Genomic DNA, 16567 nt, shown 5'->3' on the forward strand with positions numbered 1-16567 from the left:
TTACATTTTATGTAGTAAGCATTTTAAAAGGAGATGACAACATAATGAATGGAAAAAGAAAATTTTTCACATGTATTTCTATTATAGGAATCGGACTAGCTAGTTTTTCTAATTCTAGTTTCGCAGCAAATGTAACGGACAATTCAGTACAAAATTCTATTCCTGTAGTTAATCAACAAGTAGCTTCTGCAAAGGAAATGAAACCATTTCCCCAGCAAGTTAATTATGCAGGTGTTATAAAACCTACTCATGTTACACAGGAAAGTTTAAATGCTTCTGTAAGAAGTTACTACGATAATTGGAAAAAGAAATATTTGAAAAATGATTTATCTTCTTTACCTGGTGGTTATTATGTAAAAGGAGAGATTACAGGTGATGCGGATGGGTTTAAGCCACTTGGAACTTCAGAAGGTCAAGGGTATGGGATGATAATTACAGTATTAATGGCTGGTTATGATTCGAATGCTCAAAAAATCTATGACGGTTTATTTAAAACAGCAAGAACTTTTAAAAGCTCTCAAAATCCTAATTTAATGGGATGGGTTGTCGCAGATAGTAAAAAAGCACAAGGTCATTTTGATTCTGCTACTGATGGGGATTTAGATATTGCGTATTCTCTTCTTCTTGCTCATAAGCAGTGGGGATCAAATGGAACAGTTAATTATTTAAAAGAAGCACAAGACATGATTACAAAAGGTATTAAAGCTAGTAATGTTACAAATAATAGCCGACTAAATTTAGGAGATTGGGATTCTAAAAATTCACTTGATACGAGGCCATCTGATTGGATGATGTCACACCTTAGAGCATTTTATGAATTTACAGGTGATAAAACTTGGCTTACTGTTATTAATAATTTGTACGATGTTTATACGCAATTTAGTAATAAGTACTCTCCAAATACAGGACTTATTTCAGATTTCGTTGTAAAAAACCCACCACAACCCGCACCTAAAGACTTCTTAGAGGAGTCAGAATATACAAATGCATATTATTACAATGCTAGTCGGGTACCATTGAGAATTGTAATGGACTATGCGATGTACGGCGAGAAAAGAAGTAAAGTCATTTCTGATAAAGTCTCTTCATGGATTCAAAATAAAACGAATGGAAATCCTTCTAAAATTGTGGATGGTTATCAATTAAATGGATCTAATATTGGTAGTTATTCAACTGCTGTATTTGTTTCACCGTTTATTGCTGCAAGTATAACGAGTAGCAATAATCAAAAGTGGGTAAATAGCGGTTGGGATTGGATGAAGAATAAGAGAGAAAGTTATTTTAGTGATAGTTATAATTTATTAACTATGTTATTTATTACAGGAAATTGGTGGAAACCTGTACCTGATGATAAAAAAATACAAAATCAAATAAATGATGCAATTTATGAAGGATACGATAATTAATTAAATTTGAGAATGGTTACTTAAGAAAGGAATTAGCATACGCTAGTTCCTTTTTAATATTTTGTAAAACATTATCCATTCTAAAATTCGCATAGATATACTTGCTTTTTTCATATACATAGTTATTGATGACTCTATGTTTTTATGAGGGGAGAGTATTTCTTGGAAAAAGTATTATTTTTCGGAGACCCAGGTATTGATGACTCATTTGCCATTATGTATGGTTTACTGCATCCCGAAATTGAAATTGTAGGTATTGTAACTGGATACGGAAATGTTGAGCATATACATGCTGCACATAATGCAGCGTATATTTTACAGTTAGCAAATAGACAAGACATTCCTGTCATTAGTGGTGCAACAAAACCACTTACAGAAGAAATTACTACGTACTACCCTGAAATTCACGGAGCAGAAGGATTAGGGCCCATCCATGTTCCAGAAAGCGTATTATCTATTCCAATATACAATTTTGGTAGTATCGCTGCGATTCTTGTAAAGTACGAAAAAGATTTAACGATTGTTGATGTAGGAAGATCTACCTCGTTAGCAATTGCTTTTAATTTATGGAATGATTTAATGCTAGATGTAAAAGCAATATATTTCATGGGTGGTGTTTTTTTAGAAGTAGGAAACGTTACGCCGTTAGCAGAGGCAAATGTGTATGGAGATCCTATAGCAAGTAAAATTGTTTTCCATCAAGCAAAGAATTTATTAATATTCCCTTTAAATGTAACAAACAAAGCTGTGTTAACACCAAATGTATTTAGCTATATTCAAGCTAATACAAAGAATCCATTTCATATGATAATGAAACCAATGTATGACTACTATTTATCTGCATACCAAAAACTTAATCCATCTATCGAAGGACCTTTGCTACATGATGTGGTTGCAATAAGTGGATTAGTAAATCCAAGTTTTTTTGAATTTGTGCATCGTACAGTAAATGTAGATACATACGGAGATACGAAAGGACAAACATTTGCTGATTTCCGCCCTAGCTCTATACCTGAAGGGGCCCATATAGCATTAGAAATAGATGAACAAAAATTCATTCAAGATTTTATAAAAATCATGTTATAAGTTGTTGTCGAAAAAGGGAATTATTTCAATGCGTTGAATATAAAAATACATCCCTCTAGATAAAGGAGCTTACAATATTGAATGTCCAGTTAAAGGTTGTTACGAGAGAAAATTGGGAAGAAGCATTAAAGCTACAAGTTAAAGAAAATCAGTTGAAATTTGTTCCATCCGTAGCAGTTTCGCTTGCTAAAGTATATATAAAACCAGATGGTGACAATGTAGAGTACATACCATTCGCTATATACGTTGGTGACCTTATGGTTGGTTTTGTAATGCATGCAGTTGTAAGAAAGACATCAGATATGTATTGGATTAACGGATTTATTATTGATCAAAAGCAGCAAGGTAATGGATATGGAAAAGCAGCATTACAAGAAAGTATTAATATAATAAAAAATACTTTTAAATCGTGTAAAGAAATTAGATTAACCGTACATAAAGATAATATCTCTGCAAAGAAACTATATGAACGATACAGTTTCAAATCATTAGAACAGGAGTATGATGGCGAGCAAGTATATCGTTTATTTGTTTAACTATTAGGAAGTAAAGGCGTGAAATGAAATATGCAATTTACTGAAGTGAAAATTGAAGTGTTCATTCCTGAAGAATATATTGAAACATTAAGGGATGAATTAAATAAAATTGGAGCATGTAAAACGGGCGAATATGACCATTGTCTTTCCTATAGTTCAGTGAAAGGATATTGGAGACCTTTAGACGAGGTATCTCCTTTTAATGGAGAAATTGGTCGAATATGCGAAGGGCAAGAATGTAAAGTTGAAATAAAGTGTAAACGAGAACTTGTAAAAGATGCTCTTGAAGTTATTAATGATATTCATCCGTATGAAACACCTATGATTTATATTATACCAATACTAAATGACTATTTTGAGCAACTATACATTGAATAACTAGGAGGAATATCAATTGAAAAGTAAATTTCATCATATTGTACGAGCAGTCATGATAAAAGATGAAAAATTATTAGTTGCTGAATATATTGGCCATCATTATTTTTTACCTGGTGGCCATGTTGAAATTGGAGAATCAGCCGAGAATGCATTAATAAGAGAGTTAAGAGAAGAACTTGGAGTAAACTGTAGTATACAACAATTTTTAGGAGTCATAGAAAATCAATGGCAAGATAAAGAAGTGCTTCATCATGAAATTAACCACATTTTTGAAGTAGAGTCACAAGATTTACATACGGACTTACCACCGAAATCTAGCGAGTCTCATTTAGCATTTCAATGGATAGATTGTAATAAAGAAGCCTTAAATCATTATGAAATCATGCCAATGCCTTTAGTGAAGGAATTACTAGAAAGAAAGTTAAGTGATGAACTACTAAATTGTTGGATTAGTAATTTTTAAATCACTTTATTTATAGTAAATACGTCCATCGAATGAATATAAAGAAAATAGGCTGAAAAACAAGGTACATCACCTAGTGTAAGTTCATATTTTGTTGATGTACGCATTTAGTCTATAGTCTTGTTTCTACTTTGTTCACAAGAATTTATTAACTTTAATATTTGGGCGGAATTTATATTTATAAATGGAGGGGTTCTTAATGAATCAGTTTCAACATGAACTACAAACATTAAATCTTAATGATTATCAAACTGGTAATGTTGTGTATTGGGATCAACAACAAAGTCAATATCCATACTACTACATTCAAGACGATGCACGTCGTTGCGGAGGATGCGGAGGTTGTGGTGGACGCTGTGGCGGTTGTGGCGGCGGTAGATGTGGTGGCTGTGGTGGACGTTGCGTAGGTTGCGCTGGTTGTTTTGGTTGCTTTAATTGCTGGAACTGGTGGATTATTTAAATATAGTACATCATTAATATTTTATATGAAAGAAAGGTGTAAATACTGTTTATACTTTTCTTTCATGCTGTAATTTTGTATTAGTGTTAAGGGGGATTTATTTGTATACATACGAAAAGTTGATTTCTTGGGTAGAAAATATAAAAGAAAAAAATCAAAGTTCTGCTGCAGCACTTTGTATTATAAAAGATAATAAAATCGTGCTAGAGCATTATAGTGGTTATCACTCAAATACATCTACAAGCAAGAAAGTAACAGCACCTTCACAATTTAACGTTGCTTCTGCTAGAAAAAGTTATTTAGGATTAATAATAGCGTATGCGCTTTATGAGGGGAAAATAAACTCTATTGATGATGAAGCGATAAAATATTTTAAAGACTTTGATCCTGTATTGCTTGGTAAAACGACGATAAGACATTTAGTAACACATTCGCACGGATTAGAAGAAACGAATGACGGGACAATTTTTCGTGAATTTGAACCGGGACAATCATGGGCGTATAGAGATATTAATGTAAGAATGATGACACGTCTTATTTATCAGCTATATAACAAAAGTTTTCCTGAATTGTTAAAAGAGCGTGTTTTTAAACCTGCTAAATTTCAAGAAACAGGATGGAGAATACAGCAAGATGAAAATTTGGTTGAAATTATTAATAATCCAAATGAAGACCCGATAAGTGGAATTGGTACAGTAAATGATGGTACTGAAAAAAATCTATTTGTCTCAGCTAGAGAATTTGCGCAGTGGGGCAATCTTCATCTAAATCAAGGCATGATACATGATAAACAAATCGTTCCAAAAGAAGTTATAAAAATTGCTACGAGTTTGCAGAGTCCAACATTTATAAACAAAGAGCTACCACAAAATGGGGTGTTTTGGTTCATCCAAAATGAGCCTGCACAATTAAGCGAACTTGGTGAACGTATTCCAAAAGGGTCGTATCAAATATTAGGGATTACTGGACCGACTATTTTAGTAATACCTGAATATAATGTAGTTGTTGCAAAAATGTATAATAAAAGATATAACTACGGCGGTGATAATTACTTATATTATTTACGTGAATTTAGTAATTTAGTCGCTGATACATTTAGTAACCGTATTAGGGCATAATTACTCCTATAACAAAAAGGGGTGATTGAAAGTGAAAGATAAAGTGAACAAAAATAAAAAGCAAAATATAAAAGATGTAAATACAGAGCAAAATGCAATTTATAGCGATCCTAAAGATGCAGCTAATATGCAAACTGTACCGCAGCCGAAAGATTTTGATGAAATCGAATATTAATTTTTCATCCGACTATATGATGAATGAAAAATACGTCTTAAGTCTCATAACATTTAAGAAATTATTTGATAACATATATACATAAGCATTTGAAAATGTCTTATCTTAACAAAGCTTTCTTTAGAAATATCTGATATAACCTGCAAAAGGCACTTCTTTATGAAGTGTCTTTTTGTGTATATGAACTTAATTACCATTTTCCGTACAGTATCTTGTAATTTATGATGGATATACTAACTGTGAAAATTCATGTCAAGATAAAAGAAGGGGACAAGTTAGTATGAAACAAAGTTCTATAAATCCGTTACTAATTGTTCTAGGTACAATCATTGTTCAAATTGGCCTTGGAACAATTTATACATGGAGTTTATTTAATCAACCCCTTGTAAGTAAGTTTGGATGGAATCTTAATTCAGTAGCGATAACTTTCTCCATAACAAGTTTTTCTTTATCATTCTCAACTTTATTTGCAGCAAAGTTGCAGAAAAAATTAGGACTTCGAAAACTTATTGCTACTGCAGGAATTGTTTTAGGACTCGGCTTAATACTTAGTTCACAAGTTTCTTCTTTACCACTATTATATTTATTAGCTGGTGTCGTTGTTGGTTATGCGGATGGAACAGCTTATATTACATCACTATCTAATTTAATTAAATGGTTTCCAAATCGGAAAGGGCTTATTTCAGGTATATCTGTATCAGCGTATGGAATGGGCAGCTTAATCTTTAGATATATAAACGGAAATCTTATCGATAACCTTGGTGTATCACAAGCATTCTTATATTGGGGTATTATCGTGTTACTTTTAGTGTTAATCGGATCGTTCTTCTTACGTGAGGCAATTGTAAGTAATGCTGTAACTGAAACATTACACAATGACTATACTCCGCGTGAAATGATGCGAACGAAACAAGTATATCTGCTATTTTTTATGTTATTCACCTCGTGTATGGGTGGTTTGTATTTAATCAGTATGGTAAAAGATATCGGCGTACAACTCGTTGGACTTAGCGCAGCAACTGCTGCAAACGCCGTTGCTATGATTGCAATCTTTAATACAGTAGGTAGAATCATTCTTGGGACGTTATCAGATAAAATCGGCCGAATGAAAATTGTCTCTGCAACGTTTATTATTATAGGATTGTCAGTCTTTACTTTAAGTTTTATCCCGCTAAATTACGGAATCTATTTTGCTTGTGTAGCAAGTGTCGCCTTTTGCTTCGGTGGTAATATAACTATATTCCCAGCTATTGTCGGAGATTTCTTTGGATTAAAAAACCATAGTACAAATTACGGCATTGTCTACCAAGGTTTCGGATTTGGTGCGCTTGCAGGATCATTTATTGGAGCGATACTCGGGGGATTTCAACCAACTTTCATTATAATCGGTGTTTTAAGTGTTATTTCCTTCATTATTTCAATATTAATCCGTCCACCAACTGCAGAGAAGACAAAGGAACTAAAACATCTACATCGGAAAGTTGCTTAATTTTAAAAAGAGTCCTCATGTTAGGGCTCTTTTTTATTCCATTAACTTTGCTTCTTTACTAACTCATTAAAGACAGGACAATATCATTATAAAATTGAATAGATAAGTAAAAAGGAGCGTGACACTTAAAATGAAAATAGTACAGCAGTGGGTACAAGAAGATAGTGATTACATAAGAGAGAAAGTAATTGAATATAATCAAAAATATCTCGCAGATGAAGAAAAAACACCTTCAGAAAAGGTTAGTTTCATAGTAAGAAATGAAAAAGAAGAAATCGTAGGTGGGGTAACAGCAATAATTTTTTGGCACCATGTACACGTTGACTTTCTATGGGTTTCTGAAGAATATAGACACGAAGGTTATGGAACCAAGTTAATAAAACTTATTGAAGAATTTGCAATTGAAAAAGAGTGTAGGTTAATCAATTTAGATACTTTTAGCTTTCAAGCACCTGCTTTTTATAAAAAACATGGATATAAAGTAATTGGAGTAAGTGAAGATCATCCGAAAGGACATAATCATTATTATTTAGAAAAACGGCTAAAAAGTATATAGAATTTGTTAACATTAGTATTTGGAATACAAATGTAATCAAGGCGAGGTTATTATTAATTTTAGTTTTAATTTAATCAATTTTCATGCTAAAACTTCAAGAACGTTCTTTGGATAATCTTCCTAAGATACGTTCTTTCTTTATATATCAGTGGCCCATTCTTATTAACTCCACCAATAGCGGTAAAGGCAAGACTTAACTAACTTATATATATTAAAAGGAGTTAATGGTAGAATGGATAGAAGACAGAAAATTCCTTTTATTAAAAATAGAGGAGGTACATATGAAAAAAGTTAATGTTACATACGCGATTTTGTACGATAAAACTAATGAAAAGATCTTAATGGTAAAAAACAAAGGGGAAAATGGTTCTTATTATACATTACCGGGTGGCGCAGTTAAATTAGGAGAAACCTTAGAAGAAGGAGTAATTCGGGAAGTAAAAGAAGAAACAGGGTTACATATAAACGTAAAAGGGATTTGTTCTATCAGCGAAGCCTTTTTCGAGGAAAGAGATCATCATGCAATTTTCTTTAATTTTCTAGGCGAAATAATCGGCGGGGAGACATATATATCAAGACCAAAAGAAATCGAAGAGATTACTTGGATGGAATTACATATAGCAGCACCGTATTTACGCATACCAGAACATTTACTAGATTTATTACAAAAGAAAGAAACAGTACCTTATTTTTTTAACGGAACAATCGTTCATCAATCTTCATAAAAATATTATCTCATGTAAGGCGGGGAAAACATGGAGTTCATCGTTAATCACAAACAATTTACTCAAGCACTTTCAGAAGTTAACAAAGCGATATCAACAAAATCTTTAATTCCTATATTATCTGGTATAAAAATAACTGCAGATCAATCTGGAATTACTTTAATTGCAAGTAACTCGAATATTTTTATTGAAAAATTCATTCCTGTTTCAATTGAAGACGAAAAAATTGCAACTATTTTAAAGGCAGGAACTATTGTTGTACCTGCAAAGTATTTCATTGAAATAATAAAGAAAATGCCAAGTGATATAGCAATAAAAAGTAAGAATGAGCAAATTATTAAGATACAATCAGAAGAAATCACATTAAGTTTAAATGGATTTCCTGCAGATGAGTTTCCGAATGTACCGCTTATAGACAATCATGCAGAAATCAAGGTAGAGACAGAGCAATTGATTGAAGTATTTAAACAAACAGTCTTTGCGGTAGCGAAAAATGAATCTAGACCTGTTCTTACTGGGGTGCATATAGAGTTATCTAATAATAAGTTTATTTGTGCTGCAACTGACTCACATAGACTAGCGATACGTGAAACGCGACTTTCCTCAGATGTAAAAGCAAATTGTATTGTACCAAGCGCAACCATTAGTGAACTTCTAAAATTAATGAACAGCAATTCGGAATTCGTATATATTTACCTTTCAGAGAGTCATATTATATTTACGCTTGGAACAACTACATTATATTCAAGACTAATTGAAGGGAAATATCCTAATATTTCTAACCTTATTCCAAATGACTTTAAAACGATTATTAACATAGATAGAAAAAAGATATTACAAGGTGTAGACCGATCAAGTTTATTAGCAAGTGAATGGGCCAATAACAATGTTAACTTAGAAATCATAAACGAATCTACAATTAAAATTTCTTCAAACGCTTCTCAAATTGGGCAAATATCCGAAACGCAACAAATAGATGCGATTCAAGGTGAAAAACAATTAAATATATCTTTCGATGGGCGTTTTATGGTTGATGCTTTAAGAGCAATAAAAGAAGAAACGATTACTTTAAGCTTTGGCGGTTCTATGAGACCGATATTGATTGAAGCAGGAGAGCAATCTGCAGCAATCCATCTTATATCTCCAGTAAGAGCTTATTAAAAACGGAGGAAGGAATCACATTATGTACAAGCACACTTTATGTTTTATAAAAAGAAATGAAGAGATACTTATGTTAAATAGAGAATATGATCCGGTAAAAGGATTATGGAATGGGGTAGGAGGAAAGATAGAAAAGGGAGAAACACCTTTAGAAAATGCGATTCGTGAAATAAAGGAAGAGACTAATATAAAAGTTACGTATGACCAAATTCAATTTAAAGGCATTATTAAATGGGAGGATTCTTCATATTCTGGCGGTATTTATGTTTATCTAGTAGAGTTACTTCATGAATTTACATATCACACTCCAAAAAAAGTCGCAGAAGGAATTTTAGATTGGAAAGAGGTTTCTTGGATTCTTAGTGACTATAATTACGGTGTAGGAGAGATGATACCTAAATTTTTAGTTGAAGTGCTCCACAATGAATTAATATTAGAGCATAATTTTATTTTATCTAATCATAAATTAATAGATTATAGGAATAAAGAATTAGCTAAGCAGGACAACTCTATAGATAATATAATTCCATTATAAAAAGTAAGAATCGTAATCTATCATACACAGCAAAATAATTATCACCTAAATATAAAAGCCATAGATTATTCGAAGAGTAGCTAAGGAGAAAATTTATATGAGGATGAGTGTGATGAAGAAAATAATTATTTTACTCATAGGTATCGTTTTAATTACTATTGCTTTTTATCAATACAACAAAAAAGAAGGTTTAGCTAAAAATGATAAGGTGTATGTAGAAGACTTTAAAGGTAAAAATGATTCAAACAAAATACAATCTGCTATTTATAAAGCAGAATCTAGTAAAATTAAAACAGTATTGCTTGATGATAAGAAGTATAAAATTACGTCACCAATCGTAGTGAAACAGGGTGTAAAGTTATTATTTGGTTATGGAACACAATTTGTTGTTGAAGGTAATTTTAGAGTTCTAGAATTAGAAAAAAACGCTTCTATTGAAGGAGCTTATATAGCTATAGATGATCCTAAATTTAATTCTGAAGTTATATATTTAGACGGAAAAAATAAGTATTATAACACTTGGCACAAAACACAAATAAAAGATATAAATATTATCAATTGGACAGAAACGAATAAAGGTACCGGCATTTCTTTGTATTCTGGTGGGAAGGAAAATGAAATTTCATTTATTAATTTTGAAAATATAAAAGTTGTAGGCATGGAAACTGGGGTGAAATTAGTAGCAAAGAAACCACAATCTGGACATGCATGGATAAATGCCAACCGTTTTATGAACTTCTCTCTCGAAGATTGTGTAAATATGATTTTTATGGATAGTAATGTAACAACGCCAAATGAAATTAGTGGTAACCTATTTACAAACCTTCAAATACAACCTACAAATAAAACGAAAAGTATTGTAAAGGTAAGTGGACAGCATAACGAGTTCCATGGAATGGTGTGGGATTTACAGAAAATCAATCACGAAAACGAACTCATTGAACTAACTGATAAAAGTATGAATACAGTGATTGAAATGTCCAGTGTACCAGCAAATAGAATTTTAGATAGCGGGAAATCAAATATAGTGAAATAAGTTTAAATACAGAAAAAGAGCGAATTCCTTATAAGAGAGTTCGCTCTTTTTCTATTTATAATTAAATTTCTCTCCACCAAGCTGTTGAAGGATAGTTTGTAGATTTTAACGTAATAGATTCGCCAATTTGGGGCGTTGTAATTTTAACTTCTAAACGGTTAGCTTCTTTCGTAACACGCTCTATCGGATCACTCCATTCGTGTAATGCTAATGTAAAAGCACCCCAATGAATCGGAAGAAGTAATTCTCCTTGTACATCAATATGAGCTTGTACAGTTTCTTCAGGCAACATATGAATCGCAGACCACCTCGGATCATATTGTCCGCATTCCATCAATGTAAGATCGAATGGACCATATTTATCACCAATTTCCTTAAAGTGAGGGGCATAACCGCTATCGCCACTAAAGAAAATTTTAGTCTCTTGACCAAGGATAAGCCATGAACACCATAATGAACAATCTCTATCTGTCATACTTCGTCCAGAGAAATGCCTTGCAGGCGCACATACTAACTTAATATTATCAAACGTAATTTCGTCCCACCAATTATGCTCACTAATTTTACTAGGCGAAACACCCCATTTAATAAGATATTGTGCAACTCCAGTTGGAACATAAAAGTGCTTTGCGCGATCTTTTAACTGCATAATACTTTTGTAATTCAAATGATCATAGTGATTATGAGAAATGATAATCGCATCAATTTCTTGAAGGTCATCACGTTCTAAAGAAAAAACACCACTATAGCGTTTACTATTAAACAAAGGAAATGGGGAAGAGGCATCTCCAAACATAGGGTCTAATAACAGTTTTTTACCTTCTATTTTCAAAAGAGAAGCAGAATGGCCAAACCATGTAACACTCTCTAACGGTTCATTATCTTTATTTGATAAAACGATAGGCAAACCTTTTATAGGACGCAGCTTTGATTTTATTTTAAAGTAATCCGTCATTAAACTTATAATATCTTTCGGTTTAAAACTCATATCAGTATGAATTTGATTTGTATATTTCTTATTCATTCGTTCTCCTTTTTACGATTAACAATTTACGTATGTTGTTATTGTAGCTATTTGTAGTTTAAACTATATTATTTTACCTTTCATCTAAAATGCCTTGTATTTCATAAATCCGTCAAATTCATTATTTGTATCTATAAAGTACAAATCGCACAGCAGCAGCTAAGACAAATATTAAGTACATGTAAATTGTTTTTATTTAGTAAATTCCTTCTTATACGCAACAGAGAACATATGTTTCGTTGTATGTTATAGAAGAAAATATGTCTCTAATAAAAGAAAGGAAGGAGAGGATGTAAGTGCACATAGAGCGAAAAAAGAAATCAAAATGTAAACTATCAAAATCTGAAATCATGCATTTGTATACTGAAGGGAAGAGCACCTCAGAAATCGCTGTGCTTGCTAATGTGTCTGCAAGGTATATTCGTATGGTTTTATCAGACAATAACGTACCAAGGCGTGCTATAGGGAGTTGGAAGAGAAAGTATGACATAACAGAAGATTACTTTAAAACGTGGTCAAACAATATGGCTTATATTTTAGGGTTTATAGCAGCAGATGGTGTTATACAGAAAGAAAATCAATGTGTCAGTATATCTCAAAAAGAAAGTTATATTTTAGAAAATATAAAAAAAGAACTAAAAACAAACCAGCCACTTTATCAAAACAAAAAAAACAAGCGTATACATGCTAAATATTAATAGCAAAACAATAAAAGACGACCTTATGAACATACACGGAATTATGCCATGTAAATCATTTAACATCGAATTTCCTTTTGTACCAGAAGAATATTTGCATCATTTTGTTCGTGGGTATTTTGATGGGGATGGTTACGTCAAGTATGAAACTTATACAGTTAATTTCGTAGGTGGATCATATAACTTTATGAATTCTTTACATCAAATTCTTCAAAATCGCAATTTACGAGCCGATTTACTAAATCAAAACAAACATTATCGCGTTATTTTATCTGGAAGAAAATCAATACAACTATTTTCAAATTGGATTTATAAAGACAAAGATATTTATTTGCATAGAAAATATGAAGTGTTTCAGAGAGAAAGTCTGAGTTTAGATCAATTACAAGATCGAAAATTAAAACAAACTCAAACTGCCGTTAAACAAAGAAAACAAAATTTCCTTGAAGAATATATGAAAAATAAATGTAATGCTACAACTTGTTCAAATTTAGAAATAAGCGAATCGGCTTTCAAACGTTGGCTAAAAAATGATAATCAATTTAAAAGAGATTATGAAAAGATTAATTTAACAATGTCCACTAGCGATAACTAAATATAAAATCCTAAAAAACCTTAGAATAGGTATGAAGATAGCTATTCTAAGGTTTTTTATTTTTAAATCATAAAGGATTCTTAATTTTATTGATTGAATATAGTAAATACATAGATTTTACAATTTTCTTGATAAAAAAGGAGAGAGACACCTTGCAAAAGAAATTTATCAATCCAGAAACGATGCCACCAACTTTTGGATATTCACATGTAGTGGAAGTTAGTAACGCTAAACGAACAATTTACATATCTGGACAAGTAGCGATTAACACTGATGGTCAAATAGTTGGCATTGGTGATTTAGCTACACAAACGCGACAAGTTTTCGAAAATATTAAAAGTGCATTAGAAACTTCGGAATTAAGATTTAATGATGTAGTAAAATTAACATTTTTCCTAACAGATATTTCTCAAATGGCCATTGTTAGAGATATACGAGATCAATACGTTGATACTAAGAATCCACCAGCAAGTTCAGCTGTCGAAGTTAGAAAGTTAATTAACGATAACTTATTAATTGAAATTGAAGCAATTGCTATAGCAAACTAATTTTAAGAACTTATCCGTAATCATATCAATGCAATTCGTTTAATGCGTTCAGTTAAAACGAATTGCATTTTTTATTGTCTTAAATATAATTTATATCTGGAGACATTTTCATCAACAACTTATAAAACAAACAACTAAACAATCCATCACACAGAATGATTAAAAAGAACGAGGGGAGGCTAATCACAAAAACTGAGTTATTTATAATAAGTTTATAATTTAAAGTTAGTTAACATAATATATATTATAGGTAGTTATAGAGACAAAGTGATTACAGGTATCAAAAACCAAGTAAACTATACTTAATGAGACGGAACGGAGATTTTTAGTGAGATTCATATGAAATCTTATCTAAACAAATTTCTTCGGTTTTTATCGTTTTTATTTGTTATAAATTCATCACAGCAAATCTTACTCAATAATCGCTTAAGATTTAACGAATCCAAATCATTTTTGATCGGCAAGAAATTTTTATACAGAAAAATTATTTCTATACAAAATATAAATTAGTAATTTTATTTTATGTTTTACTTAATGAACTTATTGCTATTTGCACACGTTTTACAACTTTACATTATTTGTTGTTATTTCTGTTATTTAGGCTTGCCTTTCATTACACTCATTGTTTTTTATTCTAGTTAACATAACGCTTATTTTTAACATAAAAAATCCTCCTCACCTTCAGGAAGATTTTTTGTTTGCTATTAATTTATTTATATCTTCTAGTAACAATCCCAATTGTAAATGACATTGGAAAAATCTAGATTTAACAGCTCTTCCTTACGTATAAAGAAATTAGCAACCCCAGAATCGCCCCACATAATATTTAATGAATCGTCTGTATCGATTTGCAGCAATAATATGTCATGTTGCTGGTATTTTTCTTCCCATTCTCTCGGATCTGTCTGTGTGAAAAATGGATATCCACCAATTTTATGTCCTTGATCTTTACATAAATCATCATACAGTTCGCCTAATTCTATATTATTTTCTTCATCAACAATCTCTTCCCAATCAATGTTATCACTAAAAATCATTTCAAATCGATAATCTCTTGGTGTTACTGGTTGATATGCCAACTCAAACTTTAGTTTTGCTGCTTCGGGTATGATAAAATTCTCTAAATGTAAAGTGTTTAAATAACTAAAATCAGTAATCACCTTAGTTAAATCCGCTGTGATTGTAGAATGATAAACAATTCGAAAGTCTTTTTGGCTTGTGGGATGATCAAAATCTGCTCCAAAAAGATCTTCTTCAGGACTTACGAAAAACTGTAACAATCCCTTTTGAGGCATATATTCAACATGCGGCATTTCTTCAAAGTTTAACTGCGCAAGTAGCATCATAGGTTGTCCATTTGAGTCTTTAGGATGCTCTTGATCTATAGGTAAATACGGATAACCACCAAACTTACTTTCAAAAAGCGTTGTCTCTGCTAATGTTCCAGACACTTTAACATACGGTTTCACACTTTCTTCTAAAATACTACGATACTGTTCTAGTTCTTTCGGAATTTGAAGTTGATACGTATTCTTCACTACATTTGCCTCCCTTTAGTAACGAATTGAAAATGCCTAACTTAATTATATAGTAAGCGATAGCTTAATTGAAAATCGTTAAAAATCCATTTTCACCCTCATTTTTTGCGCGCTTGTCGGACAAAGTAAATTATGCTCTAAAACCTTTTTATTGATAGTTCGAATTAATTCCGCTGCTTCTGCCGTATTTGTATTTTCTTTTAGTCTTTCTTTTAAATCTTTAATTTCTTTTGAAAGCTCAATCCACCTAGGCAAAATATAATTATTTGCTAAAGTTCTATAAAGTTGCTTTTCAGGATTGTAAGAAAGATCTTTATCGAGATTAAGAGGTTTACCTTTACCAGGTAAATTATCAAAAGCTCCTTTCTGTTCTGCTTGTTTAACGATAGAACTAATATGATCCTCATACGTATACGACCAAACTTTTTCATCTTTTACTAAAATCTCTTGTTTCTTTAATTTTTTATCGAGTTCTTCCTGATTCATAGATTTTCTCTCCTTTTTATTTTATAGTGTGGTTTTTATCTATTTCAAAGCTTTCAATCCATCAAATAACTTTTTTCACCCTCACACGCTATCATGACCGTCTTGAAACTCTTCATAAGTGGTTTTGTACCCTTTATCTTTTAAAGCTCTATACAAGTGATTATTGGCCGTTAAAAGAGGTTTGTTTTCAAGTTGTCCTGCTACCATATAAAAGTGAAGTTGAGTTGCATTAGAATTTATAGATGAAATTTGATTTTCAATGCGAGGAATATCGTTTTCAAAAGTTAGTTCTTCTAGCTGATTAACATGATCTACAGCAATACATGGCGGTATTCCATTTTCGTAAATTAAATAATTGAGTGTTTTTGCGATTGAAGATTACTTAATGCATGGATTTTTATTAAAGACAATGAAATGTTCTTGAAGATGTGAAGTTTGAGAATAATTATGAGGTAGATCAAGATGTTTTGCCTTTGCTGCAATGTGGCAGTAAGGATATTTAATTTTGATAGAATGATATAAGAGTCTTGCTACACTTTTGTAATAAGACTCTT

Annotated in this window: 18 protein-coding genes and 2 pseudogenes; 16 read left to right on the forward strand and 4 right to left on the reverse strand. The window is 31.6% G+C overall.

The window, feature by feature from the left end; all coding sequences use genetic code 11:
* Positions 1–44 precede the first annotated feature (44 nt).
* The 14 genes from NZ044_RS13185 to NZ044_RS13250 all read left to right on the forward strand — a co-directional run bounded on the left by NZ044_RS13185 (position 45) and on the right by NZ044_RS13250 (position 11124).
* A complete protein-coding gene (locus tag NZ044_RS13185) occupies positions 45–1406 on the forward strand; it encodes a glycosyl hydrolase family 8 (RefSeq protein ID WP_098424918.1) in 1362 nt (453 codons plus the stop codon).
* Positions 1407–1568: 162 nt separating this feature from the next.
* Entirely contained in the window at positions 1569–2492 is a 924-nt protein-coding gene (locus NZ044_RS13190) for a nucleoside hydrolase (RefSeq protein ID WP_098506119.1), read from the forward strand.
* Positions 2493–2569: 77 nt separating this feature from the next.
* Positions 2570–3028 (forward strand): GNAT family N-acetyltransferase, encoded by a 459-nt coding sequence (locus NZ044_RS13195; RefSeq protein ID WP_001102680.1) that lies wholly within the window; start codon positions 2570–2572, stop codon positions 3026–3028.
* Positions 3029–3058: 30 nt separating this feature from the next.
* A complete protein-coding gene (cutA, locus tag NZ044_RS13200) occupies positions 3059–3406 on the forward strand; it encodes a divalent cation tolerance protein CutA (RefSeq protein WP_098506122.1) in 348 nt (115 codons plus the stop codon).
* Positions 3407–3422: 16 nt separating this feature from the next.
* Entirely contained in the window at positions 3423–3869 is a 447-nt protein-coding gene (locus NZ044_RS13205; protein ID WP_000836826.1) for an NUDIX domain-containing protein, read from the forward strand.
* 199 nt (positions 3870–4068) lie between these two features.
* On the forward strand, positions 4069–4329 hold the full coding sequence (locus NZ044_RS13210; protein ID WP_001071342.1) for a heterocycloanthracin/sonorensin family bacteriocin: 261 nt from the start codon (positions 4069–4071) through the stop codon (positions 4327–4329).
* 101 nt (positions 4330–4430) lie between these two features.
* A complete protein-coding gene (locus NZ044_RS13215; RefSeq protein ID WP_000288927.1) occupies positions 4431–5447 on the forward strand; it encodes a serine hydrolase domain-containing protein in 1017 nt (338 codons plus the stop codon).
* A gap of 31 nt (positions 5448–5478) precedes the next feature.
* Positions 5479–5622, forward strand: a complete 144-nt coding sequence (locus NZ044_RS13220) for a hypothetical protein (RefSeq protein WP_000653680.1) — start codon at positions 5479–5481, stop codon at positions 5620–5622.
* A 280-nt stretch (positions 5623–5902) separates the two neighbouring features.
* Positions 5903–7111 carry an L-lactate MFS transporter gene (locus NZ044_RS13225; RefSeq protein ID WP_000814379.1) on the forward strand — a complete coding sequence of 403 codons (1209 nt, stop codon included), beginning with the start codon at positions 5903–5905 and terminating at the stop codon, positions 7109–7111.
* 130 nt (positions 7112–7241) lie between these two features.
* Positions 7242–7667 carry a GNAT family N-acetyltransferase gene (locus NZ044_RS13230; RefSeq protein ID WP_000706901.1) on the forward strand — a complete coding sequence of 142 codons (426 nt, stop codon included), beginning with the start codon at positions 7242–7244 and terminating at the stop codon, positions 7665–7667.
* A 281-nt stretch (positions 7668–7948) separates the two neighbouring features.
* On the forward strand, positions 7949–8392 hold the full coding sequence (locus NZ044_RS13235; RefSeq protein ID WP_000757612.1) for an NUDIX hydrolase: 444 nt from the start codon (positions 7949–7951) through the stop codon (positions 8390–8392).
* Positions 8393–8422: 30 nt separating this feature from the next.
* On the forward strand, positions 8423–9553 hold the full coding sequence (gene dnaN / locus NZ044_RS13240; RefSeq protein WP_000394477.1) for a DNA polymerase III subunit beta: 1131 nt from the start codon (positions 8423–8425) through the stop codon (positions 9551–9553).
* Positions 9554–9575: 22 nt separating this feature from the next.
* Entirely contained in the window at positions 9576–10088 is a 513-nt protein-coding gene (locus NZ044_RS13245; protein ID WP_014895268.1) for an NUDIX hydrolase, read from the forward strand.
* 97 nt (positions 10089–10185) lie between these two features.
* Positions 10186–11124, forward strand: coding sequence for a hypothetical protein (locus NZ044_RS13250; protein WP_098506125.1), 939 nt, complete (start codon positions 10186–10188; stop codon positions 11122–11124).
* Positions 11125–11185: 61 nt separating this feature from the next.
* Here the strand turns inward: NZ044_RS13250 and NZ044_RS13255 are convergent, their stop codons facing one another.
* Entirely contained in the window at positions 11186–12148 is a 963-nt protein-coding gene (locus NZ044_RS13255; RefSeq protein ID WP_001037075.1) for an MBL fold metallo-hydrolase, read from the reverse strand.
* 296 nt (positions 12149–12444) lie between these two features.
* Between NZ044_RS13255 and NZ044_RS13260 the strand changes: the two are divergent.
* Both NZ044_RS13260 and NZ044_RS13265 read left to right on the forward strand, forming a co-directional pair.
* Positions 12445–13441 (forward strand): annotated as a pseudogene (locus tag NZ044_RS13260) (LAGLIDADG family homing endonuclease).
* A 152-nt stretch (positions 13442–13593) separates the two neighbouring features.
* The gene (locus NZ044_RS13265) at positions 13594–13989 is read left to right on the forward strand and encodes a RidA family protein (protein WP_016077585.1); all 396 of its coding nucleotides are present in this window, start codon (positions 13594–13596) and stop codon (positions 13987–13989) included.
* Between the two features lie 722 nt (positions 13990–14711).
* Here NZ044_RS13265 and NZ044_RS13270 read toward each other — a convergent pair.
* The 3 genes and pseudogenes from NZ044_RS13270 to NZ044_RS30855 form a co-directional block, all read right to left on the reverse strand.
* Positions 14712–15527, reverse strand: coding sequence for a YwqG family protein (locus tag NZ044_RS13270; protein ID WP_000799798.1), 816 nt, complete (start codon positions 15525–15527; stop codon positions 14712–14714).
* 78 nt (positions 15528–15605) lie between these two features.
* Entirely contained in the window at positions 15606–16013 is a 408-nt protein-coding gene (locus NZ044_RS30850; RefSeq protein WP_445661948.1) for a DnaJ family domain-containing protein, read from the reverse strand.
* Positions 16014–16052: 39 nt separating this feature from the next.
* Positions 16053–16466: pseudogene (locus NZ044_RS30855) on the reverse strand (hypothetical protein); the annotation flags it as partial.
* Positions 16467–16567: the final 101 nt, after the last annotated feature.

This window comes from Bacillus sp. FSL K6-1338 (assembly GCF_038006965.1).
GTDB lineage: Bacteria > Bacillota > Bacilli > Bacillales > Bacillaceae_G > Bacillus_A > Bacillus_A thuringiensis_S.